The organism is Diplocloster hominis (genome assembly GCF_032380655.1).
In the GTDB taxonomy this organism is placed as follows: Bacteria; Bacillota; Clostridia; order Lachnospirales; family Lachnospiraceae; genus Diplocloster; species Diplocloster hominis.
The window spans coordinates 1-26,451 of the sequence record NZ_JAWDIY010000049.1; the positions used below are offsets into that span (position 1 = coordinate 1).

Below are 26,451 nucleotides of genomic sequence, written 5' to 3' on the forward strand. Positions count from 1 at the left end.
AGGCCGCAGATTCAGGATGCACGGCGGACTTCACGTCCGACGGGCAAGGGCCACTGAACCGGGAACGCATCATGCGTTCCTGGTGAATTGGCCCGGTTCCTGAATCTGCGGCCTGGATTCCACTTAGCAGCAGCCAGCATACAGCCCTCCGCCCGCCAAAGGACAGGCACCCGCCCCGCCTCCCCAGACAGGAGCATCCCATCCCGTCCCCCGGAGGGCTTCCCGGACCACTGGAGAGCTACCCGGACCACTGGAGAGCCTACCCGGACCAGCTCACTGCTTCTTAGCTATCACCCCTTTATGGATCACATATTCTGTTTCAATAATTTTCGATTCAAACATATAGCGTTCGGACAGAATCAGAATCGGCACACCGTACCTGCTCAGTTCAATCATCAGCCGGTCTATGACATGATCCGGCTCGTCCTTTAAAAAGGGGGAGGGAATAAAGACCAAAAGTAATTTCGGTTTGCATAATATCCATTTACAGAACGCAAGCTGCATGATCTGTTCCTGCGTCAGGCTTCTGATACTTTTTTCGAGATCGAGGCCAGGCATCAGCTTTCTGACGTAATCCTCCGCCAGCTTCCTATATTTATGATGCAGGAAAAAGCCTGGGTTTTTCAGGCACAGCGGATAGCAGGCATTTTCCGCAATGCTTAGATTTTCAAACAGAAGATTGTCCAGGTTAGCGAAATCGACGCAGCCGATCTCCCCTCTGGCGATGGCCCGGCTCAATACGTTCAAATTACGGGGCCTGCCTTCATATATGAATTTTCCTGCAGTAGGATTTGCCCTGCCGGTGAACACGCTTTTGATTCCCAGGTAATCCGTACCGCTGCGGCAGTTGATTTCGGCGATTTCGCCTTTGGACAGCTTCAGGGAAAACTGCTGCAGATGACCGCAGCAGATATCCTGCGCTTCCAGCACGATACCCTTGAAGCCGTCGAAAAAACGGTCGTCCTTCTTTTTTAACAGTTCGCTTGGATTGGATTCCTCGTCCGCGTTAATCAGGCGCGCGATCTCGGAATACTCGATCTCAACTCTGCTGTAGCTGCCAACCCCTCTGCCCTTTTCGATGACCTGTACCCGATCCAGTGTATTCAGCGATATATTGTTCAGGGATTCAATCTGGCAGATGGCGTAACCAATCTGCGCCAGCCGTTCATAAAGCTGACGAAGCTTATTGCGCTCCTTGGATCGCAGCATACCGTTGATGTCCGATACGATAATCAATTTGTGATGGCACGCCACCGCGTGCAGGATCTCGATCTGCAGCCGCTGGAACGTGGTCAGGTCCCTGATTTTCATATGGAGCGGTATATCAATATCAAAAAACTCCATCAGCCTGGCGGCCACTTTCTTATGTTTCCTTCGTTTGATGAAAAAACTGGGAATGAAAATATTATCCACGATAGTCAGCGACTCAAACAACTGCGAATTGCCGGAAATGACCGACGTAGTCTCCGATATCACCCTTCTGATGATGCTATTCCGGTCATCGGATACAATTCCTTGTTCATTATAATAAAAATCTCCCGACACCAGGCTGTTTTTGCAGCGGAAAAACTGGATCAGCATCTCTTTTTCAAACGAATCATCGGTGATAATCCCGCTGATTTCCCCTTTGCAGAAATGCAAAAAGAAAGGCCCTTTTTGTATCCTTCCCTGTCTGATGAATCCGTTATGCATTCTGAATATTTCTTTTTTCATACACGCCTCTTATCTGTCCGGTACCGGGGAACTCTGTCCCTGTCTGGGAACCGTAATTTTGACATTGGTACCCACACCCGGTGTGCTGAAAATATAGATGCCGTATTCGTCGCCGAACAATAGCTTGATCCTCTGGGATACATTTTTGAGGGCGATGCCCGTATGGCCGTTTTTCAGCTTTTTTTCTTTTTCGGCGTCATATTTTTCCCGCGGCTGAAAAGGCGTTTCGTTGAGGGAATCGTTCAGCGCCTGCAGTTCCTTCTCCGGCATGCCCATTCCCGAATCTTTGACGCTGATAAACAGATGTGTTTCCGTCTGCTCGAACGTAATCGAAATGGTCCCTCTGTTGACCTGCGCTTCCAGCCCATGGCGGACGCTGTTTTCCACGATCGGCTGCAGAGTCAGCTTCGGAAGCCTCAGGCACCGGATCTGCTCCTCGTCGTCCAGGAAATTAATCTCCAGCTTTAACTCATCTCCAAACCGATACTTCTGTATTAAGAAATAATTGTTGATATTTTCCAGCTCATCGTCCACGGTCACCAGAAACTGTACGTCGGATATGGTATAGCGGAAAAAAGAGGACAGCGCCTGTGCCACATTGGCCAGGGATTCCATGCCGCTGGTTAAGGCATCTCCGCGCATCGCCTCCAGCGTATTATAGAGAAAATGCGGGTTAATCTGGTTTTGCAGAGCCAGATATTCCGCCTGCTTGTTCGCTTCCTTTAACAGCTCCTCCCTGTTAATCAGCTCGTTGATATGGTTGAGCAGATTTTCTTCCTCGGTCAGAAACATATGCGTGGACGGCATGATTTTTAAACTGCTGGTCTTTCCGTTCATAAACTCGTTATAGGACTTTTTCAGCCCTTTGATGGAGGTCTGTATCCGAAACAGGTATATCATCAGAAGCAGTATCCCTGTCAAAAAAAGCAGGGTGCTGACGGCGATATAAAGCTTACTCCCACCGTTAAGCAGCATATATACGGACACCAGCAGATCAGCACTGACAAACACGATCAAAGCCGCCATCACCACGTTTAAAAATTTGGAAATTGTATAGCGTTTCACGAATCCATCTCCTTATATCCCCTGCCTGCCCTATGCAAACAGCTTGCGGTATTCATTCGGCGACACGCCGGTATATTTTTTAAACCGCTTGGTAAAATATTTCGCATCGTTGAACCCCACCTCCTCGGCGATTTCATTTACACTTTTATTGCGGTTAATTAAAAGTTCTTTGGCGTGCTGCACGCGCGTATAGGTCAGGTAATCGATTAACGATTTTCCCATCTGCTTTTTAAATATACTGGATAAATATGTCTCGTTCAAGCCCACATGTCTGGCAATCTCCTCCAGTTTCACCGGCTCCATGTAGTGTTCCTCAATATAGAGCTGCGTCTCCCGGATCGGCTGCGTGTTCTGGTCCTCCTTTTCCTCACAGCAGCGCTTCAAAAGCATCTCAAAAATCTCGCTTAAATAGTTGAAAGCGCCCGAGATGCTGTAAAAATACTCTTTCTGCGAAATCAGGTTATCCTGCGTGAATTCTTTAAAATCTGATATTGGGAAGGTCTGGATGCCTTTGAAAAACATCTTCACGAGCATCTGATAAATTTCAAGTACCACGTTACCGTCTATCTTCCCTGAAAAACGGTAAAGATACGTCACAAGCTCGTTGATTTGTGCGGACACCGCTTCGCTGTCCGCGTCCACCACATCCTTTAGAAACTGTTTCCTGAAATTCTCATTGATAAAATAGGATGCCTCAAGCTCCACTGCCGGTATGTCGCTATATTTGATGATTTTATTTTTCCCTTTCATGATTTTGTAGTGAATACAGGCCCGGCATTCCTTCACACAGTCACTGATTCTGCCGAACTCCCCGCACACACTGCTGATACCGATGGTAAAATTAATTCTCTGCAGTATGTCGTTGACTACCAGCAGCTTGTTTTTCACCTGGTTTAATTGAATCCTGGCCTGTTCCAGCGAGTCCTTGTCCCCGTTGAGCAGACAGAAAAAGCTGTTGCCCGAAAGCGCGGTGACGATCTCGATATGCTCGCCTTTTAATTCCCCGACGACAATGTCCTTGATTTTATTCTTTAAAAAATCCTGGACGGAAACTGTATTTTCCTCATTGCTCAATATGAATTCCACCTGCAATAGCTGCCACGCCCTGCCCTGGAATTTCAGATGGTATTCCTCCATAAACCGGTTGAGATTATGTATCTTCGGCGCTTGCGCCGCGTCATTCAAAATAAGTGTCAACAGGTTGACTTTAATTTCCTGCATTGATTTGAGCGCCAGGCTTTCCTTTTCAAGCGGCAGGGCGATCTCACGGTCGATGAGTTCCATCCCCTTTTGCAGGGCGTGCTCTAGTTCCTCCTTCTGTATCGGCTTCAGCAGATAATCCACGACTCCGTAGCGCAGCGCCTGATGCGCATATGGGAACTGGCTGTAGCCTGTAATAATGATGACTTTAATTTCGGGGAACTGATCGTGCAGCTTTTTAATCAAATCGATTCCGCTCAAGCCCGGCATCTGGATATCCGTAATCAGAATATCCGGTGACAACTCCTGACACATTTGAAACGCTCTGCTGCCGTCGTGCGCTGATCCAATCACCTCGAGTCCGTGCGCCTCCCAGTCGATCAGCGCTTCTATCAAACGGCATATATGCTGTTCATCATCTACGATGATTACTTTTCTTCTAGCCACGTCCATCATCCTTCTCTTCCTCTTTGCACAGCGAAAGCGCCCTTTGTTAAGGCGCTTCCCCGGAGCATGTTTGAAAATCAGCTCCTGCTATCTGCCACCCCAGCAACGAGCACTTTTGCTAAAATTGATAAATAGGTATCCCAAAACCTGCCAATATTTGTTTTAGTTCTTCCATCTGTTCCGCGGAAGGCGGGGTCAAATCCTCCAGCGGATAGTTCCTGCCCAGACTATAATATTTTCCGCGGCCCAGTTTGTGATAGGGTAAAAGTTCCATACCCGTCACGTGAGCGCATTCTGATGAGACAAAACGCGCCACCGCGCCGATCTCCTCTGCCGTATCATTAAAACCCGGAATAACGGGAATGCGGATAAACAGTTTGTTTCCATAGATTCCGGTCATTTTATCTGCCAGCTTTATATTCTCCAACACCAGCTCATTCCCCTGTCCCGTCCATAAGCGGTGTTTTTCACTGTCCATATGCTTGATGTCCATGAAAACGGTATTCAGATACGGGAGTACCTTCTCGTAATCCTCCTTGTCCGCATAGCCGCAGGTTTCGATTCCCGTATCGATCCAGCGCTCCGTCAGCATTCTGAGCAGCGCATAGGTAAATTCAGGCTGTGCCATCGGCTCGCCGCCGGACAAGGTCACACCGCCTCCGGATGCCTCATAAAAAGGCACGTCCCGTTTTACTATATCATAAACCTGTTTTACCGTCATTTTATCACCGGTCGTTTTTCTGCATTTCGCGTAACAGGCTGCGGTACAGGCAAACGCATGCTCTCTCGTATGACAATCCCTGCAGATATTGCGGTCTGCATTGAGATCATCGCCGATGGCTCCATACGGACATGCCCTGAGACAATTTTTACAACCGAAGCATTTGTCCGGGAAAAAACTCATTTCAGGCGCGAACAGCTGGGTTTCGGGATTGCTGCACCACCGGCAGCGCAGATAACAGCCTTTTGTGAAAACCGTCGTTCTCACTCCGGCTCCGTCGTTAATCGCATAGCGCTCAATATTGGCCACAATACCGGTCGTTTCTGATAATTGATCAATATCCTGCCTTAGCAGTTCATCGCGGATCATAATTTATCCCTTCGCCTTCCTTATTTTCTCTTGTAAAGCAGCACTGCCAGGACTATGACTACGCCCTTCACAATCATCTGAGGATAAGAGGCTATTCCCATCAGGTTCATGATGTTATACAGTACGCCCATCAGCATGGCACCGACAATCGTCTTTGTCACACTGCCGGAACCGCCGGTCATAGCCGCGCCGCCGATGACTACAGAGGCAATCGCGTCCATTTCATAGCCGTCCCCCACCGTAGCCGTTCCCATGCCGAGACGGCCGCACAGCAGAATCCCGGCGATCGCGAAGCACAGACCTCCCAGCGCATAGCTGAGCACCAGATACGTCTTGACTTTTATACCGGCCAGATACGCCGTTTCCTTGTTGCCGCCGATTGCGTAGATCCCGCGTCCAAACCTGGTACGGTTTAAGACGAATAAGAATACGAGATAGACGATAATCATCACCAGCACCGGATTGGGAATTCCAACGGTGGTGCCTTTCACCCAGTTTGGCAGAAACGTCCCGTCAATCCGGCGGTTCTGTCCGGTCTGGTACATGTACGCTGCGCCTTTTAGTATCGTCGTCATGGCTAACGTGGCTATAAACGGAGCGATATTTAAAAAGGCTACCATGGAACCGGAAACCGAACCGATTACCAGCGCCAGCAGCAATACGATAAATACTGAGACAATGCCGTGTCCGTCCTGGATCAGCCCCGCCGTCAGGCAGACCGTGATACAGACGTAAGCACCGGTGGATAAGTCGATACCTCCGGTAATGATGATCACGAGCATCCCGATTGCGCAAATGGCATAAATCGAATTCTGAATCAGCACCGACATCAGATTGTTCTTTGTAAAGAACGCCGGTGACAAAAAGCAGCTTGCAATAAACAGTATCACAAAAGCGATGATGACGAAATTAGACAATGCGAAATCTGCTATTTTTTTCAACCTGTCTTTTCCTGTTTTCACATTTTTCATATTTACCTCCAGTGGCGTATTTACTGCGCCAGATATTCAGGTATGGGTGAACATCTTTTTGTTCAACCTTTCCTCCATTCGTGCGTATTCCCGCACATAAAGATATACTTTACAGGGCTATTCCTGTTGCATAACGCATAATGGAATCTTCACTCAATTCTTCTCTTGACAGTTCACCCTGCACCTTTCCTTCATACATCACGTATACGCGGTCGCTGATGCCGATGACCTCCGGCAGGTCCGAAGAGATCATGATGATCGTATTTCCCTGAGCCGCCAGTTCTTTCATAATCATATAGATTTCATATCTCGCGCCCACATCAACACCCCTTGTCGGCTCGTCGAGTATCAGAATACCCGGCTGCGTCGCCAGCCATTTGGCCAGCACCACCTTCTGCTGGTTACCGCCGCTTAAGCTGCTGACGGGATTTTCGATGTTTTCCGTCTTAATGCTCAGTTCCTCTTTCAGATGATTCACAATTGCTTTTTCCTTACCCGGAAATAAAAGGCCGTATTTGATTATTCTTGACAAAGAAGCCATAGATATATTGAAACGGATTGTCTGGTTCAGGATCAACCCCGTTGTTTTTCGATCTTCTGTCACATACCCGATTCCAGCCTTGATGGCTGCGGCGGGAGAGTTGAATTTCACTTCTTTTCCTTTTAGTTTTACAACCCCCTTCCCCTTCACCTGGTATGCGCCGATTACCGCCGACATCAGTTCGGTTCTGCCTGCTCCCAGCAGACCTGATATTCCCACGATTTCGCCGGCGTGAAACTGCATCGAAGCGTTCTGAACGATATTCGTGTCATACAGCGGATGCGGTACGGAATAATCGCAGATCTCTAACGTCACGTCCCCCGCCTTTGTATCCATATGCGGATACATGTTTTCCATTTTACGCCCGATCATGGCGGCGACAAGCTCATCCACCAGGATCTCTTTTGTCTGGAAGGTGTTGATCATTTTGCCGTCCCGCATGACGGACACCCGGTCCGAAAGCCGGAAAATTTCCTCGAGACGATGCGTGATATAGACGATGGAGATTCCCGTTTCCTTAAGCTTCTCAAGCATTTCCATCAGGAAATCGATCTCGCGTCCCGTCAGCGGAGCCGTCGGTTCGTCCAGTATGAGGACACTGCCGCCCAGATAAATCGCTTTGGCAATTTCAACCAGCTGCTGTTGTCCCACCGTCAAATATTTAATTTTTGTTTTCACATTTAAGTCCAGTGAAAATTTTTCCAGAATTTCACCCGCCTCGGTGTACATCTTCTTCCAGTCTATACCTGCGGCAGATACGGGCTGGTTGCCCAGGAAAATATTTTCCGCAATACTCAAGTCCGGAATCAGCTCCAGCTCCTGATGCACGATTGTAATCTTCTCTTTTTTGGCGTCCATTGGAGAACCGATTTTTACTTTTTTCCCATTCAGCAATATTTCTCCCGAATAAGAATTCGCCGGGAATTTACCGGTCAGCACATTCATCAGCGTGCTTTTACCCGCGCCGTTTTCCCCGCAAAGCGCGTGGATTTCGCCCGGCTTAACCTGAAAGTTTACGCTGTCCACCGCAGTAAGACCGCCGAATTTCTTGGTTATGTCTTTTAGTTCCACTGCATACCCATTGCCCATTCCTTGCACCACCTAACCTTCGTTGATATGGAGCCGGAGCCGCCGCACCCGCGGTTTATCAGCCGATGCGGCGGCTCCTGACTGTCTCCGTTTTAGAATTAATATGTAGAATTCGGGTCTAAGTAGTTATCCACATTCTCAGTGGTAACGAGATCGTTCATAACGTAGAAGGTAGAAGGTGTCGATACGCCGCTTGCCTGCAATGCAGCCATGTAAACAGCCCATTTCCCCATCTGTCTCGGATCGTTATACGCGTCGCAGACCATTCCCTTGTCTCCATCCTTAATCCACTGCAGTACGGATTTCCGTCCGTCAATCGTACATACCAGGATATCTCCAAGCCTGTCGATCTGCTCCAACGCCGCTTCCACGCCCTGCGCGCCGCCGTCGCATGCGGCGAAGATAACGTCGATATCAGGATTTGCCTGTAATACGTCCAGCGTCGCGTTCATAGCCGGTTCGGGCAGCCACTGATAATACTGGTATGCCACAATATTCAGATTGTTCTTGCCGTACTTGTCAAGCATGTAATCGGTCCATCCCATGATCTGACCCCATCTGCGCAGGTCGGATTCTTTTTCCTGGGGAGCGGAGGACAATACGAACGCTTTGACCTCGTCCTTCCAGCCGTTCTTTTCATCGTAGTAGCGCGCCAGCTCAAAGCCCGTCTTATAACCGGAATCCTGTACGTCCGCGGACACAAAGGTGAAGGGACCGCTGAAGTCCACAGCCTGATTGACAACCGTCAGAGGGATATCCGCCGCGATGATGGAATCAAGGCCTACGTTGGTGGAGTTGTAAGGATTGACAATGATGGACTCCATGCCCAGGTTGATCAAGGTCTCGACGTCGGCGATCTGCTGGTTCATGTCGTCGTTGGCATCGTAAATGGTCAGATTTACGCCCAGGTAATCCGCTTCCGCCTGTGCGAAATCCACAAGCTGCTCATACCACTCGGAGCCCGCGATACGGTGCTGGGAAAAACCAATGTTCATGCCTTCAAACTGGTTCTGCGTACCGATCATCTGATCGGCAAGCGCGCCTTTTAGTTCCGGCGTCGACTGGAAAGAGCCGTCTACTACGTCCGCCCCTTTCGGGTCTACCGCCTTGGCATAATCAATGACCAGTTCCGCCGTGTCATGGAATGCGCCTTCCGCTTCCGCAGCGGCATCCGCTCCTTTAGCCGCATCTGCATCCGATGCTTCCGGAGAGGCCGTTTCCGTTGACGGTTTTTCGGAACCTGCATCCGGCGCTTGTGTGGATGCCGTGCCGCCGCAGCCCGCGAGGGTGGAGATTGCCATAGCGATGACAAGCGCTATGCTGGTACATTTTGTCAGTTTTCTTTTCATGTTCTTCCTCCTTAGAATACATTATACATTGCTATGAGCACTCAGCGCCCGTATTCCGGGCACTTGTGTGCGGTGTATGAAAAATAGTCAGCGAGGCTTTTTCGAGTGCTGCTATTTCTCAAAGTTTCTCCTCAGTTCTTGCAATGATGTCTTCCTGCACGTCCTTTGACAGCTGGGTAAAATAAGCGCTGTAGCCGGCGACACGGACCAGCAGATTTGCATATTTATCCGGATCCTTCTGCGCCTCCAGCAGCGTTTTCTTACTGACTACATTAAACTGCATCTGGTTGCCACCCATTGCAAAATACTGATCGATCAGACTGACGAATCTTTTTAAACCATCATTTTTGTTTACCTGTACTGTGTTTTCCATTAAAATCCCATCCTTTCTGAAATGAATTTATAATTCCGAAACGAATTTATATTTACTAAAATTCATAGAATACTAAGCCAGTTCCTCGGGGCTGAATTTCAAGTTATACAGCGAGCCGCAGGAAAACAGTTCGTTGTGCAGTTTTGCTACGGAAGCGATCGCCGCTGTGGGGCCGCTCACATCCGTTCCTCTCATGGGTGACTGTCCGTCCGCCACCGACATGTAGGCATCGCGCCCATCCGGTGTAGCCCCGCACACATGACCGAACGGTGTGTTGCTGGATACGGTGCTTGTGGAGCAGTGCAGTGTGCCGCCGATCGGGCCCCTGCCATACCTTGTGTTCTTGTACGAAGACAGCTCCTTCGCTATCATCGCCATCAGATCCCGGGCGATAAAGTCCACTTCATCCACGTCGTTGCCGTATTTCGGCACCGCCAGGCACATCGCCTTGATCTGCGGGCCGGTGGGCACCGTCGTCTCATCCTGCCAGTTCGTCTCCAGCGCGTGCTGTAACTGGGCGCCTGTGATCAGCTTATCTTCGAAGATCAGCTTCCGGATGACATAGAGGCTGTTTGCCACGTTTGCCGTTCCGATGGTCTGCTGGCCGGTCAGGTCGTATTTCGCGCCGCCCTGTTTGATTGGTTTGCCCCGGGGAATCGTCGTGGTCGGGCATGCGAAGATGGCCGCCATCGGCTCCTCCAGTTTCTCTTCCCATACCTGGTCGATGGTATTCTCCAGGATCGCTTCCATCTTAATGTAGTACTTCATCTGGTCGACGAACGCGTCCTCCGCTTCCTGATAGCTCTCAAACGTGGCAAGCGTCCTGCCGTTGGCATTTTCATGCAGACAGATTCCGGTGCGGGGGTCTCTCCCGTTATAGAGCGACATCTCCAGCGCCTTCGTACAATTCAGCCACGCGCCTCCGGTTCGTCCGCCCAAAAGTCCCGGAGCCCCCGGTTCGATGCAGCCGATGATGCAGTAATTGTAAGCATCCCTCATCTCATACCCCCGGTTCATCAATGCCCTCGTATAGACTTCATCATTAAAGATGGACGGCAATCCGGTGCCGAGACGGACCACCTCCGCCACCCGCATCTTGAATTCCATCGGCGTTTTTTTATGGAAACGCACGGTCAGCGACGGCTGAGGGACTCTCGTATGATAAGTAGCGTCCAGCGCGATATAACTCATATCGTTGGTGGCGTCTGCCATGGTCTCAGGGTCCACGCCGCCGATCGTCAGGTTCTGGAACATGGGTACGCCCCGGTAAAAATCTGTATCAATCCAACTGCGCACCTTATTGCACGTATAAATCTGTAAAAAGAAGTTCTCCGTTAACTCGACTGCCTGCTCCTTAGTCAGCGTTCCTTCCGCTATACCCGCCTCATAGTACGGCTGCATGAACTGGTCGAAACGTCCGAACGATACGCCTGCTCCGCTGTCCTCGATCTGGATGCAGATGTGCGTCAGGATAATGAATTGCAGCGCCTCTTTGAAACTGCGCGCCGGATTCTTCGGCACATGACGGCATATTTGGGCCATCTCCAGAAGCTCCTGCTTCCTTACCTCACCGCTTTCCTCCGCCGCCATCTTTTCGGCAAGGTCCGCATACCGCGCGGCAAATTGGATGACTGCGTTGGCGCTGATGATGGCCGCTTCATAGAAGTCTTTTTTCTTTACACATTCGGGGTCGTTCTTGTAATCAATTTTGGAAAGCCCCTCCTGGCACTGGTCAATGATTGTCTGCAGGCCGTTCTTAATCAGCCATGGATGATCCGGCGCAAAATGTCCGTCGCCGCCCTGGAAATAGGTGCCGATATCGGCGGCTTTTAGGTCATAGTGCGTTGCCAGCGCTTCCTTCGGAAGCCTCGTACGCAGCATGTCGGTAATTGTCTTGCCTTTCCACCAATCGCATATTTCCTGAATCACCGGTTTATCTTCTTTGTGGAGTATGTAACGGTCAGCCGGACGTTTGTCAAGCGGATACGGATCTTCATGAATCATTTCTTTCTCGACCCATTCCACCTCATATTCCGGAAACAGCGGTGCCCAGCGCGGATGTGACGCCTGATTGCCTGCGAACAGGCTTCCCGGCAGAATGTAAATACTCATGTTCTGCAGTACGTGGTTAATCGCGTTGGCCCTGAGGATGATCGGCGCCTGATCTGTATGGTCTCTGTAATAATCAGTAATTAATTTCCCTCTTTCCACGCATACGCCGTATTTGGAAGCTGTAATATATTTTTGCAGCTTGTCAATTCGCTCTGATCTTACCGGCTCCGTTGAAATCTGATAAGAATCTGTAATTGCCATAATCTCCTTCCTTTCTATCGCTTACTTGTACGATTTGTATATTTTTGAGATAATTAAATTATATCAATTGTGTATTTTTCTAAAACCCAATATATTTTGCTAAAGGTGTATAATTTTTAGATTTCAAGTCCCCCTTTCCCACCTAGTGTGCTGACAGGTTCCTGTCCTAACGAAAAGCGCTGATTATTTCGTCGACTGACGACAACGTCCCGTCTGGATTCGGTTTCTGCATTCCATTTCCAGACGGGACGCGTCGGTGTTATAAGAAGTTTGTACTGCCTATATGTATATCTGTATGTTTTACCTAAGCCAGTTCCTCGGGACTGAACTTCAAGTTATACAGCGAGCCGCAGGAGAACAGTTCGTTGTGCAGCTTCGCCACGGAAGCGATCGCCGCTGTGGGCCCGCTCACATCCGTTCCTCTCATAGGCGACTGTCCGTCCGCCACCGGCATATAGGCATCGCGCCCGTCCGGTGTAGCCCCGCACACATGACCGAACGGTGTGTTGCTGGATACGGTGCTTGTGGAGCAGTGCAGTGTGCCGCCGATCGGTCCCCTGCCATATCTCGTGTTCTTGTACGAAGACAGCTCCTTCGCTATCATCGCCATCAAATCCCGGGCGATAAAGTCCACCTCGTCCACGTCGTTGCCGTATTTCGGCACCGCCAGGCACATCGCCTTGATCTGCGGGCCGGTGGGCACCGTCGTCTCATCCTGCCAGTTCGTCTCCAGCGCGTGCTGCAGCTGGGCGCCTGTAATCACCTTATCTTCGAAGATCAGCTTCCGGATTACATAGAGGCTGTTTGCCACGTTTGCCGTTCCGATGGTCTGCTGGCCGGTCAGGTCGTATTTCGCGCCGCCCTGCTTGATTGGTTTGCCTCGCGGGATCGTCGTCGTGGGGCAGGCAAATATGGCCGCCATCGGCTCCTCCAGCTTTTCTTCCCACACCTGATCGATGGTGTTTTCCAGAATCGCCTCCATTTTAATGTAATATTTCATCTGGTCTGTGAATGCGTCCTCTGCTTCCTGGTAGCTCTCAAACGTGGCCAGCGTCCTGCCGTTGGCATTTTCGTGCAGGCAGATGCCGGTGCGTGGGTCTAGCCCGTTATAGAGCGCCATCTCCAGCGCCTTCGTGCAGTTCAGCCATGCGCCGCCGGTACGGCCGCCGAGTAACCCGGGTGCTCCCGGCTCGATGCAGCCGATGATGCAGTAGTTATACGCATCCTTCATCTCATACCCCCGGTTCATCAATGCCCTCGTATAGACTTCGTCGTTGAAGATGGACGGCAGGCCGGTGCCGAGACGGACCACCTCCGCTACACGCATCTTGAATTCCATCGGCGTCTTTTTATGGAAGCGCACGGTCAGCGACGGCTGCGGCACTCTCGTATTATATGTGGCGTTAAGCGCGATATAGCTCATATCATTGGTGGCATCCGCCATGGTCTCAGGGTCCACGCCGCCGATCGTCAGGTTCTGGAACATGGGCACGCCCCGGAAAAAATCGGTATCGACCCAGCTTCGCACTTTGTTGCAAGTATATATCTGTAAAAAGAAGTTCTCCGTCAGCTCTACCGCCAGATCCTTCGTCAGTGTTCCGTCCGCTATACCGGCCTCGTAGTATGGCTGCATGAACTGGTCGAAACGGCCAAAGGAAATACCGGCTCCATTATCCTCGATCTGAATACAGATATGGGTGAATATGATAAACTGTAACGCTTCCCGGAAATTGCGCGCCGGATACTTTGGTACATGACGGCAGATTCCTGCCATCTCCAGAAGCTCCTGTTTTCTTCCCTCATCAGTTTCCTCTGCCGCCATCTTTTCGGCAAGGTCCGCGTAGCGCGCGGCAAATTGGATGACTGCGTTGGCGCTGATGACCGCCGCTTCATAGAAGTCCTTTTTCTTTACACATTCGGGGTCGTTCTTATAATCGATCCTGGACAGCCCCTCCTGGCACTGGTCGATGATTGTCTGCAGACCGTTCTGTATCAGCCATGGATGGTCCGGCGCAAAATGTCCGTCACCGCCCTGGAAATAAGCGCCGATATCTGCCGCCTTAATTTGGAAATGGGTGGCAAGCGCCTCTTTCGGCAGCCTTGTCCGCAGCATATCGGTCACGGTCTGCCCTCTCCAGAACCCGCATATTTCCTGAATGACAGGCTTGTCCTCCTCCCGGAGTATGTACCGGTCCTCCGGACGCTTGTCCGGAAAATACGGATCGCCGTGCAGCATCTCGCTTTCCATCCACTCCATGTCGAATTCCGGAAACAGCGGTGCCCAACGCGGATGGGACGCCTGATTGCCCGCGAACAGACTTCCCGGCAGAATATATATGCTCATGTTTTGCAGCACATGATCCATCGCGTTTGCCCTGCGCTTAATCGGCACCTGATCCATGTGCGTCCTGTAATATTCCGTCAGCAGCCTGCCCCGTTCCACGCATATGCCGTATTTCGACGACGTGATATATCGATGCAGCCTGTCGATCCGTTCCGTCCGGACCGGCTCAGTAGAGATCTGATAAGAATCTTTAATTGCCATTGCATAACCTCCCCAATTTGTTCAATTTTTCCATTCCATCCTGTTCTTCTTTCACTGTGTATCGCAGCTGCTTTTTTCCTGCATTCTTATTTTAGCATTTCCCCCATCCGGATCGAAACCGATGATTTTTGGTTATAAGTGTACTATTTTTAAGAATATAAAAAATAGTAGCGCTCGAAAGTACCTCGCTGACTATTTTTCATGCATCGCACGTAAGTGCCAAAAAACAGGCACTAAGTGCTCATAGCTATAAAAAATAGCAGCGCTCGAAAATTCCCGCTGCCTATTTTTCATGCATCACAAATAAGCGGCTGGAAAACAGCCGCTTACTTACCCATAGTTCATAGCTATAATTAACTGTTCTAAAAAGATCAAAAGAAAACAAGCCATCTGAAAATTCGTATTTCAGATAGCTTAGTTCAATGGAAACTTATATTAACATCTGTTCCAAAACCCCTCAACAGCCGCCAAAGTCTCATCCACATCCTTCTTCGTATGGGCAGCCGACAAAAAGATCGCTTCAAACTGGGACGGCGCCAGGTGGATGTGATGATCCAGCATCCAATTAAAGTAACGGGCAAATTCTGCTGTATCAGACCTCTTAGCCGTCTGGTAGTTCCAAACAGGCTGATCCGTAAAGAACAGGCAGCTCAAAGATCCGACTCCGGTCACCTGATAAGATTTACCTGCCGCTTTCAGAATATCTCTTAAGCGCTCCCGGAAATAATTCCCCAACTCTTCCAGGCGCACATAGACATCCGGATTTTCTTCCAGCTGGGTCAGCTCCGCAAGTCCCGCGGCCATGGCGATGGGATTCCCGCTTAAGGTGCCGGCCTGATAGACGCTTCCTAAGGGAGAGATGGTCTGCATAATTTCCCTGCGGCCGCCGTAGCAGCCTACGGGCATCCCGCCGCCGATAATCTTCCCGAACGTAGTAAGATCCGGTGTAATCCCATAGAATCCCTGGGCTCCCTGAAGGCTTAAACGGAATCCGGTGATCACTTCGTCAAAGATCAGCACCGCCCCATGCTCCGTACACAGATCCCTAAGCCCCTGAAGGAATCCCGGACAGGGTTGTACCACGCCCATATTCCCGGCCACCGGCTCCACGATCAGCGCGGCGACCTCCCCTTTATTTTCCTCAAACAGCCGGGCCGCACTGTCACAGTCATTATAGACAGCCGTCAGCGTATCCCTGGCGCAGCCTTGTGGCACGCCGGAGCTGTCGGGGATACCTGCCGTCATCACGCCTGATCCGGCCTTCACCAGCAGGGAATCCGAATGTCCGTGATAACATCCCTCGAATTTTATAATTTTATCGCGTCCCGTATAGCCTCTGGCCGCACGGATCGCACTCATCACCGCCTCGGTACCGGAATTCACCATACGTACCATTTCCATGGATGGAACCAGGCGGCAGATCAGCTCCGCCATCTTTACTTCCATTTCGGTAGCGGCGCCATAGCTTAACCCCTCATAGGACGCCTGGATCACCGCCTCCCTGATTTTCGCGTTGTTATGCCCCAGAATCATGGGCCCCCAGGAACAGATATAATCAATATAACGGTTATCATCCACATCATATACATAAGCGCCGTCCGCTTTCCGGATAAACCTCGGAGTACTGCCTACGGACTGATAGGCGCGGACCGGGCTGTTCACGCCGCCGGGCATTACCTTTACCGCCCTTTCAAAAAGCTGTTCTGACCGGATCATCAGCCGATTCTCCCTTCCTCTATAAATCCTGCGATCTCTTTTGCAAAATAACTGAGCAGTATACCGCAGCCGGCACGGTAGATACTCACTGCCGTCTCACAGATCATTGCCGCCTCATCGACATATCCCGCCTGCGCGGCAGCCTTAATCATGGCGTACTCCCCGCTTACGCTGTATGCCGCCACCGGCAGCAGGATCTGATCCGCCGCCTCGCGGATCACATCCAGATACGACAAAGCCGGTTTTACCATAATGATATCAGCGCCTTCCTCACAGTCCGTCAGAATCTCTTTGAGCGCTTCTTTTCTGTTATGATAATCCATCTGATAAGCTTTCCGGTCACCGAACGCCGGGGCCGATCCGGCGGCATCCCGGAACGGGCCGTAAAAAGAGGAGGCATATTTTGCCGCGTAAGACATGATCGGGATATTCTCATACTGGTTCTGGTCCAGGATCTCCCGTATGGCCGCTACCCGGCCGTCCATCATATCGGAGGGAGCCACCATATCCGCGCCTGCCCGGACATGAGACAGCGCGATCTTTGCCAAATAAGGCAGTGTCCGGTCATTGTCCACCTGCTGCCCCTTCAGTATGCCGCAATGCCCGTGAGAAGTATATTCGCACATACAGACATCCGTAATGTAATATATTTCCGGATGCGTTCGCTTCGCCTCTTTTAAGGCCTTCTGGATAATGCCGTCTTCCGCCCAGGCCCCCGTGCCGCATTCATCCTTATTATCCGGAATGCCGAACAGCATAACGGACAAAACTCCACTGGCCGACACCTCCTCAAGCGCTGCCGGCAGCATGTCCACACTGTAGCGGAACTGTCCGGGCATCGTAGGTATTTCCTCCTTCAGACCTTTCCCTTCTTTTACAAACATCGGATAGATCAGGGACGATTTATCGATTCTGGTTTCCCGGACCATTTTGCGCAAAGCAGGTGTGCTCCTGAGCCTTCTGGGTCTTTCTGTCAGTTTCATTTCTATTTCCCTCTTTCTTCTTTCATCTCTGCCCTTCGCAGATCATCCGTCATTCATCTTCGACCGGATATTCCTATATCATCTTTGATTTTTCTTTATGCAGCTGAATTACTTTATCTGTCAGACTGGCGATAGTCGCTTCGTCGGACACCACTGTCCGCATCTGATATCCCCGTGCCTCCGCCGCAGTTTTTTCACCGATGCAGACAGCCGTAACCTCATGGAAATCATCCAGATCCATGGATTGCACAAACCCTTTTACCGTGGAAGCGCTGGTAAATACCACATAATCCTCAGGCCGAAGTTCGACCGCCTCCTGCGGCAGATACCGGGTGCGGTAAATGGGGGCCGAAGTCACAAAAAATCCTTGTTTTCTCAAGACATCGGCACAGTCACTGGGAGTATCCGCCGGCGCAAATACCAGAACCCGGTCATTTTCCCGTAATTGCCCCGCCAGCCCTTCTCCAAGGGCCTTCCCGTTAAATACAGCCGGCATATAATCTGCCCGGACTCCCCGTTCTTCCAACGCCTTTCGTGTCGCCGACCCTACCACAGCGAACCGGACATGAGCCAGACTCCTCACATCGATCCGCCTCTCTCTTAAATATTCCCAGAAATAACGGACGCCGGCCTCACTGGTAAACACCATCCACTGATACTCATCAAACACCAACTCATCCAAATGCCCTTTGTCACTGAGCGGGACCGTTTCAATGGACGGCAGCTCAATCACCTCAGCACCCAGCATAGCCAGTTTTTGCGAAAGCCCCGACTGCTTCTCCCTGGGCCTGGTTATAATTACCCGGGCTGTGCCCAGTACTCTGTCCTCCGCCCAGTGGAATTCTTCCTCCAGCGCGCAGACTTTTCCCACCACGATAATGCCGGGCGTGCCGATCTTCGCTTCCAGAGCGTCGGACGGCAGTTTCCGGAGGGTGGAGACTACCCTTCGCTGGCCGGCAGTGGTGCCCCGCTCTAATACGGCCGCCGGTGTATCCGGATCTTTCCCTTCCCGGATTAACCCTGCTGATATCTCCGGCAGCGCACTGATTCCCATCAGAAATATTAACGTCACGTCTCCCAGCCCGGCCAGTCCTGCGTAGTCGATACCCGCCCGGCTGACCTGGCTGTCCGCCTCATTCCTGCTGGTCTGGCTGTCCTGCCGGCGGTGTCCGGTAATAATATGCACAGATGATGTATAATCCCGGTGGGTCACCGGAATTCCGGCGTAGGCCGGAACGCAGACAGCGGAGGTGATCCCGGGTACGATCTCAAAGGGAACCCCATGCTCCTTTAAAAGCTCCAGCTCTTCGCCCCCTCTGCCAAACAGAAACGGATCTCCACCTTTCAAACGCACTACCTTATTTCCGGCCAGCGCCTCGTCCAGCAGGATCTGATTGATCCTGTCCTGTACCACCTTGTGATTGCCAGCCTGCTTGCCCACATCGATCCTTCTGGCTGCAGGCGGTATCATCTGCAACACCCCAGGCCCGATCAGCCGGTCATGAACCACTACGTCCGCCTGTTCCAGCACAGCCTTTCCCTTCAGGGTAAATAATCCCGGATCGGAAGGGCCCGCCCCTACCAGCCATACTTTTCCAGTACTCATCCTCCTAATTCCTCCTTAAGCCGCAGCGCCAGTTCTTCTCCCAGCTTCTCCGCCCGTTCCGCCGGACCGCAGATCCCGCCCGTTCTATATTCCTGCGTTTCTTCTCTATAGTAAAGTCCGTTAAGCTTCATCTCACCATCTTGAATCACCGCATGAGCCGCGATGGGGGATGAACAGCCGCCATCCAGGGTCCTTACGAAGCTTCGTTCCGCCGTTGCCGCAAGGACCGTTGACGGATCATTGACCGGGGCCAAAAAAGCCGCATCCAAATCTTTTCTGGCCTGTACCGCCAGAATTCCCTGCCCTGCGGCAGGTATCATCTCATCAGTGGAAAAGTACTTATAGATCCTATCCTGCAGACCGGCCCGCTGCAGTCCCGCGGCCGCCAGCACCAGTGCGGAATACTCCCCGCCGTCCAGTTTTTTCAGTCTGGTCATAATATTTCCCCGCACACTTTCCAGGTGGATGATCGGATATAAGATCTGCAGCTGCAGCTGCCGTCTGGGGCTGGAGGAACCGACCTTCGCCAGATAATAGGACCCCGGTTTGGCTCCCTTTGGAAGCACCAGCACATCCCGGGGATCTCCGCGTCTGGCACAGGCGACGATCGGAAGTTCCTCATTGGTTTCCATAGGCATATCTTTCAGACTGTGTACCGCAAGATCGATGCGGCCGTCTGCCAATGCCTGATCCAGTTCTTTGACAAACAACCCTTTGCCGCCGATCTGATCCAGGGTCTTATCCAGGATCAGATCCCCGGTCGTTTTCAGCGTAACCAGTTCCAGGTCTATCTGCGGATTGGCTCTGCGAATAGCCTCCATCACCAGCTCCGTCTGCATCACGGCCAGTTTGCTGTCCCTGCTTCCCACTCTGATTTTTCGTTTCATCTGCAACTCCATTCCTGCCGCCATCGCGCGGCATCTGACAGTTTTATTCTTTCAAATCCTATGTGTTGCCGGCTCTATCTCCCAGCTTTTACTTTCCCGGTGATTCCTTCGGCACAAATAAGCTTCTTATTTTTTCAGCAGCCTCCCTGGCCAGCCGGTGGTCGGTCCCATTCGCTGTCACGCCGATGACCAGGCCGCCCTCTGTGACGATTCCAGGAAAATAGAAATCACATTCTTCTTTGCAGTCACAGACATTCACCGGAATCTGCCTGCCCTTCGCCTCTTTGTAAATCGCCTGGTTCACCTGTCTTAAATCCGTAGCTGCCAGAACCAGATCCGCCTCCCTGCAGTCTCCCTCCTGATAGCAGCGTTCATGCCAAATCAGACGGCCCGCCACGGCTTCCTTCCTCAATTCCTCAGATATCTCCGGTGCAATCACGGTGATCCGGCAACCAAAAGGCAGTAGTGTATGGATCCGCCTGGTGGCAATGGTTCCGCCGCCAAACACCAGGACTTTTTTCTCTTCCATCTCTATGTACACAGGAAATCGCATTCTCTCCTCCCTTCCGGACACAGGACAGGCATCAGCCTCTTCCCCATATCCACTTTCAATATCACAGGTCTTATCTTCCCGGCTAATTTCCTATTGCCACAGCGAACCGGGATTCTCAGGAATCTTCACAGTCCCCGGCGGCTTCCTCCAATGCGGTGATACAGTCTTTCCATTGTTCCGGGGATAAATGATTTTTCAAACCATAGAGAATTTTTGTAACGGATTTCTCCGCCGCTTTTCTCACATTTCTTTTCAGCTCCTCAGGTTCCTCCAGGGCCTGATCTATCTCCCGGTAAACCTTCGTAAGCTTGGCGTTGGTGATTCTGCCGGCCGTCTTTCCGATCCTTTGTACCGCCGGTATCCATTCTCTGAAATAATACCAGGTCCTGAACTCATCCATATGTTCCTTCAGTATCACTCTCGCCCGTGCCACCAGCCGTTCATCATGGCCATTGACCATCCCCAGCATATCCGTATCATAGAGAACCGCACCGGTCAGCCTGCCCACAGCAGGCTCTATATCCCTTGGAACAGCCAGATCCACGAACAGGTAGCTTCTGTCCGGGTCCATGGCACGGCATACTTTTTCCGCCTCTATCGTATAATGCGGGCTTACCGTAGCACTGAATATCAGATCCTTGTCCCTCAGATGCTGGTATCTTTCCTCATATAGGATGACTTCACACTCTTTGGGAATGACAACATCATGCTTTTTATATTGTCTGAGTGTCATGGCCACCTGACAGCCGCGGTCGATCAGTATCCTGGTCATCAGCCGCCCCATCTCGCCATTTCCAATAACCATGCACCGTCTGCCTTCCAGTGGGCCGTACCGGTCTTCCAGCAGAGCCGCCGCGCCTTCCGGAATGGACATGTCCCTGGCTGTCAGCCGTACTTCCGTCTTGACCTGCTTCGCCGCCGTCACGGCGCTGCGAAAAAGCGTCTCCAACACGGAATCTGCGCAGCCGCATTCCCGGGAACGGCTCAGCGCTTCCCTGATCTGTGTCAATATCTGATCCTCTCCAAAAATCTGGGAATGCATCCCGCAGGCCAGTTCGAACAGATAATTAACAGCCTCTTCTCCCTGCCTGCTTGTAAAATGTTCTGCGTATTTTTCCCCATCCGCTCCTCTTTCCTGCATTAAAATAGAAAAAGGGGATTCCCCTGCACCGCTGCACCACAGTTCGGTCCGGTTGCAGGTCGAAATCAGGATGCACCCAGCCATCTCATGTCTGGCAGCTGCCTGTTCACAGAATTCCATCCCCTGGGTTTTCGTAAAAGAAAAGTGCTCCCTCACCTCGATACTTGCTTTCTGATAATCTATTCCTACCATCGATATGTTCATCGTTTCCATTCTCCTTTGCATCTATAAAATCTTAACACTTTCCACATATCCAGACAAGTGTTATGATATGAGAAGTATCCTGTTCAAGTTCGCTTTTTCCGGAGGTCCACATATGATTCACGACAAAGCAATCCTGCTCCCTTTATTCGGCTCTACAGATAACAGTGCTATGGCACGGGTACTGGAACCGTTAGAAAAAAAGCTCCGCACAGCCTTTCCGGGCTGCTATATATGTCATTGCCTGCTCAGCAGTTATATTCTAAATAAATACCAGGCTTCCAACACTTCGGAACACTCGTTAACCGAAGCTCTGGACCAGTTAGTGAAACTGGGCATCCGCCAATTGATCGTACAGCCCCTTCTCCTGACCACCGGAACCGGCTATGATCTGCTCCGTGCCGGGCTGGAAATGTATCAGGGCCGCTTCTCCTATATCTCTCTGGGCAAACCGATTCTGTGCGATGACTGGGATTATGCCGCGCTGGCAGAGGCCGTCCGGCAGGAATTTTCAGCACCGGCTGATGAGGAAGTGGTGCTGCTCATGGGACACGGCTCCGAAACCGGCGATAACCAAGTGTACCACAGGTTAACAGAAGAATTCCTCTTAACCGGCCACCCCAATATTTTCATCGGAACGATGCGTGACTGGAGCACGGCCAAAGCAGCCGCAGAGCAATGGCAGCGGGATGGTTACCACAAAGTCCGGCTCCTGCCTTTTCTGCTGATAGCCGGTCGCCATGTAGCCCGGGATATGATCGGTTCCGATCCCACCTCCTGGAAAAGCAGGCTTGAGGCCGCCGGTTTTCTGGTATCTTATACAGCCAAGGGCCTCGGGGAATATCCCTATGTTCAGGAGCAAATCACGTCAAGCTGTATCCAGGCAGCCCAAAAATGCCCTTCATTATAATTATTGTACCATTCAGGAAGTGTTAAAGAAATAACGCACGTTAGATTTGAGAGAGGGACGTGCTCCACCCGCTTTACATCCCAGATCATAACCATTCTGAATGATACACATAAAAAACAGCCGTCCTGCTCCTGTAAAGTACGAACGGCTATTTATTAATACTTAAACCGGAACGGGTGAGCGGCATGGTTCCCTCTCTTCCCGGCCCTAAAGCAATCACAACTTGATACAGTTCCTCCCCGAAGCCGCCTTACGGCGTCCACGCAGTTTCGAAACAATCAGCACCAGAATCACCGCCCCATAAGGGATACACGACAGCAGCTGAGTCGGCAGCCCAAACGAGGTAAGCGTCAGATAAAGCGCGTCTGTATAGGCAAACAAAAATGCCACGATACTTGTTTTGACAGGATTTCCCCCTCCCACCAGAACAGCCGCCAGACACAAAAACCCACGCCCGGAAGTCATATTCTCTGTAAACATAGATACCCCGGACAGCGGAATAACAGATCCCGCCAGCCCGCAGCATGCGCACATGATGATCAGCGCAGTCCACTTATACCTTCTGATATTTGTTCCGGCCGTCTGCGCTGCCGTGGCATTCATCCCCACGCCCCGCAGCCGCAGTCCGAAAGGTGTTTTATACATGACCACATAGGCAGCTCCTGCCAGAATAAAGGCCAGATACACCGGACCAATTTTATTATTCAGCACCTCATTCAGCACCGGGACCCGGTTCAGAAATGGTATCGATACGGTCTGGTAACTGATGATTTCCGGGCTGATAAAAGACCCCCTCACCTGAAAGATCGTAACCAACAGCAGGGTCGTAACCGCCCAGGCCCCATAGATCAGGGCGATACTCACGATCATCCCGTTCGCCTGGAACCGGAAAACCAGGATTCCGAACAGGATTCCCACAAGAATACTTACCGCCACTGCAATCAGGGAACCCACTACTGCGCTGCCGCTCACATAACTGCCCCAGGTGGCAAAAAAGGCCGCAATCAGCATAAAGCACTCATAAGCCAGCACAAAAGTTCCCGATTTTTCCGTAAAGCATCCTCCGACAGAACCGATGATCAACGGCGCCGCGATACGCACGGCTCCCGCAAATACTACCGGACTGATGACTGCAAGTAATATCTCCTGCATTTATCCCGCCTCCCTGCTTCTCATGTGTTTCCCCCGCATATGGTCAAACAACGCCTTATAATCGATCGCCGCGAACAGGACAAACAGCATCTGTATGATGTTCACCGTCAGTTTATTCAGGCTGGTCATTCTCTCCATCTGCAGAGATCCTGCCCGCAGAGCCCCCCATAAGAAGGATACGACAACAATCGCGATGGGATTTTGTCTGGCAATATAGGCAATCAGAATGCCGTCCCATCCCATATTAGTAATAAACTTCGCCGTAAAACTGCCGTAAGAACCGCTCATCTCGATTCCGCCGCATAATCCGGAGATAAATCCCGACATCAGGAATATCCCCAGAAAGGTCCTGGCCACCGGAATGCCATAGGCCCGGGCAAACCGAATATTTTCCCCCACCTGTTTTAGCTCATACCCCTTTACGGTATAGCGGTAAAACAGATAGACCAGAACGGCCACCAGGAGAGCAAACACGATGCCAAGACTTGCGGAGCTGCCCTGAATCAGTCCAGGCAGCCTTGCGGAAGCGGCCATCGGCGGTGTGGAGATCGCATTTGATCCGTCGCTTCCCCTTCCGCCCATGATCCACCACATGGTGATATATTCCGTCAGCAAAACAGCAATAAAATTAAACATTAATGTGCTGATCAATTCATCCACCCGGAAGATCAGTTTCAGCATTGCGGGCAGAAGCGCATACAGCATTCCTGCCGCCCCGGATGCCAGCAGGCAGACGATTACATGCACTCCCGGCGGAAGCTTAAACGCATAGCCCAGCACTGCGGCTGTCAGCGCTCCAAAGTAGATCTGCCCCTCCAGCCCCAGGTTGTTTACACCGGACTTGAACGCGACTGCAGCCGCGATAGCAGTCAAAATGCAGGGCATTGTGTGCCGCAGTGTGTTTCCGATATTGATCTTCGATCCGAAAGCGCCTTTTAGGATTTCTGCAAATGCCTTTCCCGGGTTTTCCCCCTGAACGGCGATTAATACTGTGCCGATGAGCAATACGGCCAGGAGGGCTGCCGCATATCGGATCAAATTGGACTCCGCTTCCTCATTGATTTTCCATTTCTTTTTCATCCGCATCCCCTCCTCTGGTCATCAACAGCCCGATCTCTTCCTCTTTCAGTTCTCCATGGACGCCGCCGTACTCCAGTGTGCCATTGTACATAACAAAAATTCTGTCCGACAGCTGCATCACTTCATTTAATTCGTGGCTGATCAGCAGGATTCCGGCACCTGCAGCCGCAATGCGCAGTATCTTTTCCCAGATAAATTCAATCGCCCCCACATCGATCCCTCTGGTAGGGTCCTCTATGACCAGCAGCTTATCACAAAGAGTAATCTCCCTGCCGACCACCAGTTTCTGAATATTTCCGCCCGACAGGTTTATCACCTTTTCATGGATTCCCTTCGTTTTTACCGAATATTCGCGTATGATCTGATTCGTAAAATCCTCCGCCAGCTTCCTGTCCAGCAGATATTTCCTGGGGAATCCCCGCACGGTCTGATACCCCATCACAGCGCTTTCCCATACGCTGCCCGCCTTATTTACCCCCTCTTTCATCCGGTCCTGAGGGATATAGCCCACTCCCATCTTTTTGCGTTCCCGCACACTTTTTTCCTGTGCCTCGATTCCCGCGATGGTGATCCTGCTTTCTTTTTCCACCCGGGTAAGACCCACGACCGCCCCGGCCAGCTGCTGCTGGCCGGACCCGGCGATCCCTGCGATACCGACGATCTCTCCGCTTCGGACTTCCAGGTTCAGATTTTTCAGGCGTTGGACCCCATTTTCCTTTACGGACATATTCTGAAGCTGCAGCACGGGAGATTTTATCCTGCTATTTAACTTATGGGCCTGCAAGATGACTTCCCGGCCTACCATGAGGTTCGCCAGCTGCTCTTCCGTCACCTCATCCGGAAGCACATTCCCAGTTACCTTCCCATTCTTTAATACCGTAATCTCATCGGCAACCTCAAATACTTCTCTGAGCTTATGGGTGATCATCAGTATCGTCTTGCCGATCGCTTTCAAAAACCGAATTGCCTCAAAAAGGCCCTGTATCCCCTGGGGCGTAAGTACGGAAGTGGGTTCATCCAGGATCAGGATGTCAGCGCCGCGATACAGGACTTTTACGATCTCCACCTGCTGCAGAACCGCCACCGGAAGGGTGTCCGCTCTGGCATCCAGCGGAAGGTTAAAGTGATAGTCCCGGCATATTTCTTCTATTCTCATCCGCGCTTTCGCGCGGTTCAGAAATATTCCCCACTTCTTCTCCTCGAATCCCATCATGATATTATCCAGGACCGGCAGGTCACCGAACACCATGAATTCCTGGTACACCATGCCGATTCCATGTCTGGTGGCATCCATCGGATCTTTGAACCGGATTCTTTTCCCATTCAGCAGGATCTCTCCTCCATCCGGCTCATAAAGATCCGTGATAATGTTCATCAGGGTGCTTTTACCTGCTCCGTTTTCCCCTATTACTGCGTGTACACTCCCCCGCCTTACCCGCAGGTTTATATTATCATTTGCGACAAGTGTGCCAAATGTTTTTCTGATATTCTTCAATTCCAATACATAATCCGTTTCTGCCATACAG

General features: G+C 51.2%; 18 protein-coding genes and 1 pseudogene. 1 reads left to right on the forward strand and 18 read right to left on the reverse strand.

All coding sequences use genetic code 11. The annotated features are described in order from the left end of the window. Window positions 1–273 precede the first annotated feature (273 nt). The 15 genes and pseudogenes from ABC831_RS24385 to hemA all read right to left on the reverse strand — a co-directional run bounded on the left by ABC831_RS24385 (window position 274) and on the right by hemA (window position 21,786). Window positions 274–1,713, reverse strand: coding sequence for a sugar ABC transporter ATP-binding protein (locus ABC831_RS24385; protein ID WP_343250679.1), 1,440 nt, complete (start codon window positions 1,711–1,713; stop codon window positions 274–276). A 9-nt stretch (window positions 1,714–1,722) separates the two neighbouring features. Further along, complete coding sequence (locus ABC831_RS24390) at window positions 1,723–2,778, reverse strand: sensor histidine kinase (protein ID WP_343250680.1); 1,056 nt, start codon at window positions 2,776–2,778, stop codon at window positions 1,723–1,725. Between the two features lie 30 nt (window positions 2,779–2,808). Then, on the reverse strand, window positions 2,809–4,425 hold the full coding sequence (locus ABC831_RS24395) for a response regulator transcription factor (protein WP_343250681.1): 1,617 nt from the start codon (window positions 4,423–4,425) through the stop codon (window positions 2,809–2,811). Window positions 4,426–4,543: 118 nt separating this feature from the next. Beyond that, on the reverse strand, window positions 4,544–5,515 hold the full coding sequence (locus ABC831_RS24400) for a glycyl-radical enzyme activating protein (RefSeq protein ID WP_343250682.1): 972 nt from the start codon (window positions 5,513–5,515) through the stop codon (window positions 4,544–4,546). A 20-nt stretch (window positions 5,516–5,535) separates the two neighbouring features. Then, entirely contained in the window at window positions 5,536–6,486 is a 951-nt protein-coding gene (locus tag ABC831_RS24405; RefSeq protein ID WP_238727055.1) for an ABC transporter permease, read from the reverse strand. Window positions 6,487–6,595: 109 nt separating this feature from the next. After that, window positions 6,596–8,116 (reverse strand): sugar ABC transporter ATP-binding protein, encoded by a 1,521-nt coding sequence (locus tag ABC831_RS24410; protein ID WP_343250683.1) that lies wholly within the window; start codon window positions 8,114–8,116, stop codon window positions 6,596–6,598. 98 nt (window positions 8,117–8,214) lie between these two features. Further along, complete coding sequence (locus tag ABC831_RS24415; RefSeq protein WP_343250684.1) at window positions 8,215–9,465, reverse strand: substrate-binding domain-containing protein; 1,251 nt, start codon at window positions 9,463–9,465, stop codon at window positions 8,215–8,217. Window positions 9,466–9,583: 118 nt separating this feature from the next. Then, window positions 9,584–12,151: pseudogene (locus ABC831_RS24425) on the reverse strand (glycyl radical protein). Between the two features lie 304 nt (window positions 12,152–12,455). After that, window positions 12,456–14,696, reverse strand: coding sequence for a pyruvate formate lyase family protein (locus tag ABC831_RS24430; protein WP_343250686.1), 2,241 nt, complete (start codon window positions 14,694–14,696; stop codon window positions 12,456–12,458). A 435-nt stretch (window positions 14,697–15,131) separates the two neighbouring features. Further along, window positions 15,132–16,412, reverse strand: a complete 1,281-nt coding sequence (gene hemL / locus ABC831_RS24435) for a glutamate-1-semialdehyde 2,1-aminomutase (protein WP_343250687.1) — start codon at window positions 16,410–16,412, stop codon at window positions 15,132–15,134. After that, on the reverse strand, window positions 16,412–17,395 hold the full coding sequence (hemB, locus tag ABC831_RS24440) for a porphobilinogen synthase (protein ID WP_343250688.1): 984 nt from the start codon (window positions 17,393–17,395) through the stop codon (window positions 16,412–16,414). Before hemB ends, hemL begins: the two co-directional genes overlap by 1 nt. 73 nt (window positions 17,396–17,468) lie before the next feature. After that, entirely contained in the window at window positions 17,469–19,001 is a 1,533-nt protein-coding gene (gene cobA / locus ABC831_RS24445; protein WP_343250689.1) for a uroporphyrinogen-III C-methyltransferase, read from the reverse strand. After that, window positions 18,998–19,888 (reverse strand): hydroxymethylbilane synthase, encoded by an 891-nt coding sequence (hemC, locus tag ABC831_RS24450; RefSeq protein ID WP_343250690.1) that lies wholly within the window; start codon window positions 19,886–19,888, stop codon window positions 18,998–19,000. The genes cobA and hemC overlap by 4 nt, the downstream gene beginning before the upstream one ends. Window positions 19,889–19,976: 88 nt before the next feature. Next, window positions 19,977–20,441, reverse strand: coding sequence for a precorrin-2 dehydrogenase/sirohydrochlorin ferrochelatase family protein (locus ABC831_RS24455; RefSeq protein ID WP_343250691.1), 465 nt, complete (start codon window positions 20,439–20,441; stop codon window positions 19,977–19,979). Between the two features lie 115 nt (window positions 20,442–20,556). Next, window positions 20,557–21,786: a glutamyl-tRNA reductase gene (gene hemA, locus ABC831_RS24460; RefSeq protein WP_343250692.1), complete on the reverse strand. Its 1,230-nt coding sequence runs from the start codon at window positions 21,784–21,786 to the stop codon at window positions 20,557–20,559. Between the two features lie 112 nt (window positions 21,787–21,898). On the opposite strand from hemA, the gene ABC831_RS24465 reads away from it, so the two are divergent. Further along, window positions 21,899–22,693 carry a sirohydrochlorin cobaltochelatase gene (locus ABC831_RS24465; RefSeq protein ID WP_343250693.1) on the forward strand — a complete coding sequence of 265 codons (795 nt, stop codon included), beginning with the start codon at window positions 21,899–21,901 and terminating at the stop codon, window positions 22,691–22,693. A gap of 216 nt (window positions 22,694–22,909) precedes the next feature. On the opposite strand, the gene ABC831_RS24470 is transcribed toward ABC831_RS24465, so the two are convergent. The 3 genes from ABC831_RS24470 to ABC831_RS24480 are packed head-to-tail and all read right to left on the reverse strand — an operon-like array spanning window position 22,910 to window position 26,447. Continuing rightward, entirely contained in the window at window positions 22,910–23,845 is a 936-nt protein-coding gene (locus ABC831_RS24470; RefSeq protein ID WP_343250694.1) for an ABC transporter permease, read from the reverse strand. Further along, on the reverse strand, window positions 23,846–24,925 hold the full coding sequence (locus tag ABC831_RS24475; protein WP_343250695.1) for an ABC transporter permease: 1,080 nt from the start codon (window positions 24,923–24,925) through the stop codon (window positions 23,846–23,848). It abuts the gene before it with no gap. Further along, window positions 24,900–26,447 (reverse strand): ABC transporter ATP-binding protein, encoded by a 1,548-nt coding sequence (locus ABC831_RS24480; RefSeq protein ID WP_343250696.1) that lies wholly within the window; start codon window positions 26,445–26,447, stop codon window positions 24,900–24,902. Before ABC831_RS24480 ends, ABC831_RS24475 begins: the two co-directional genes overlap by 26 nt. Window positions 26,448–26,451 lie beyond the last annotated feature (4 nt).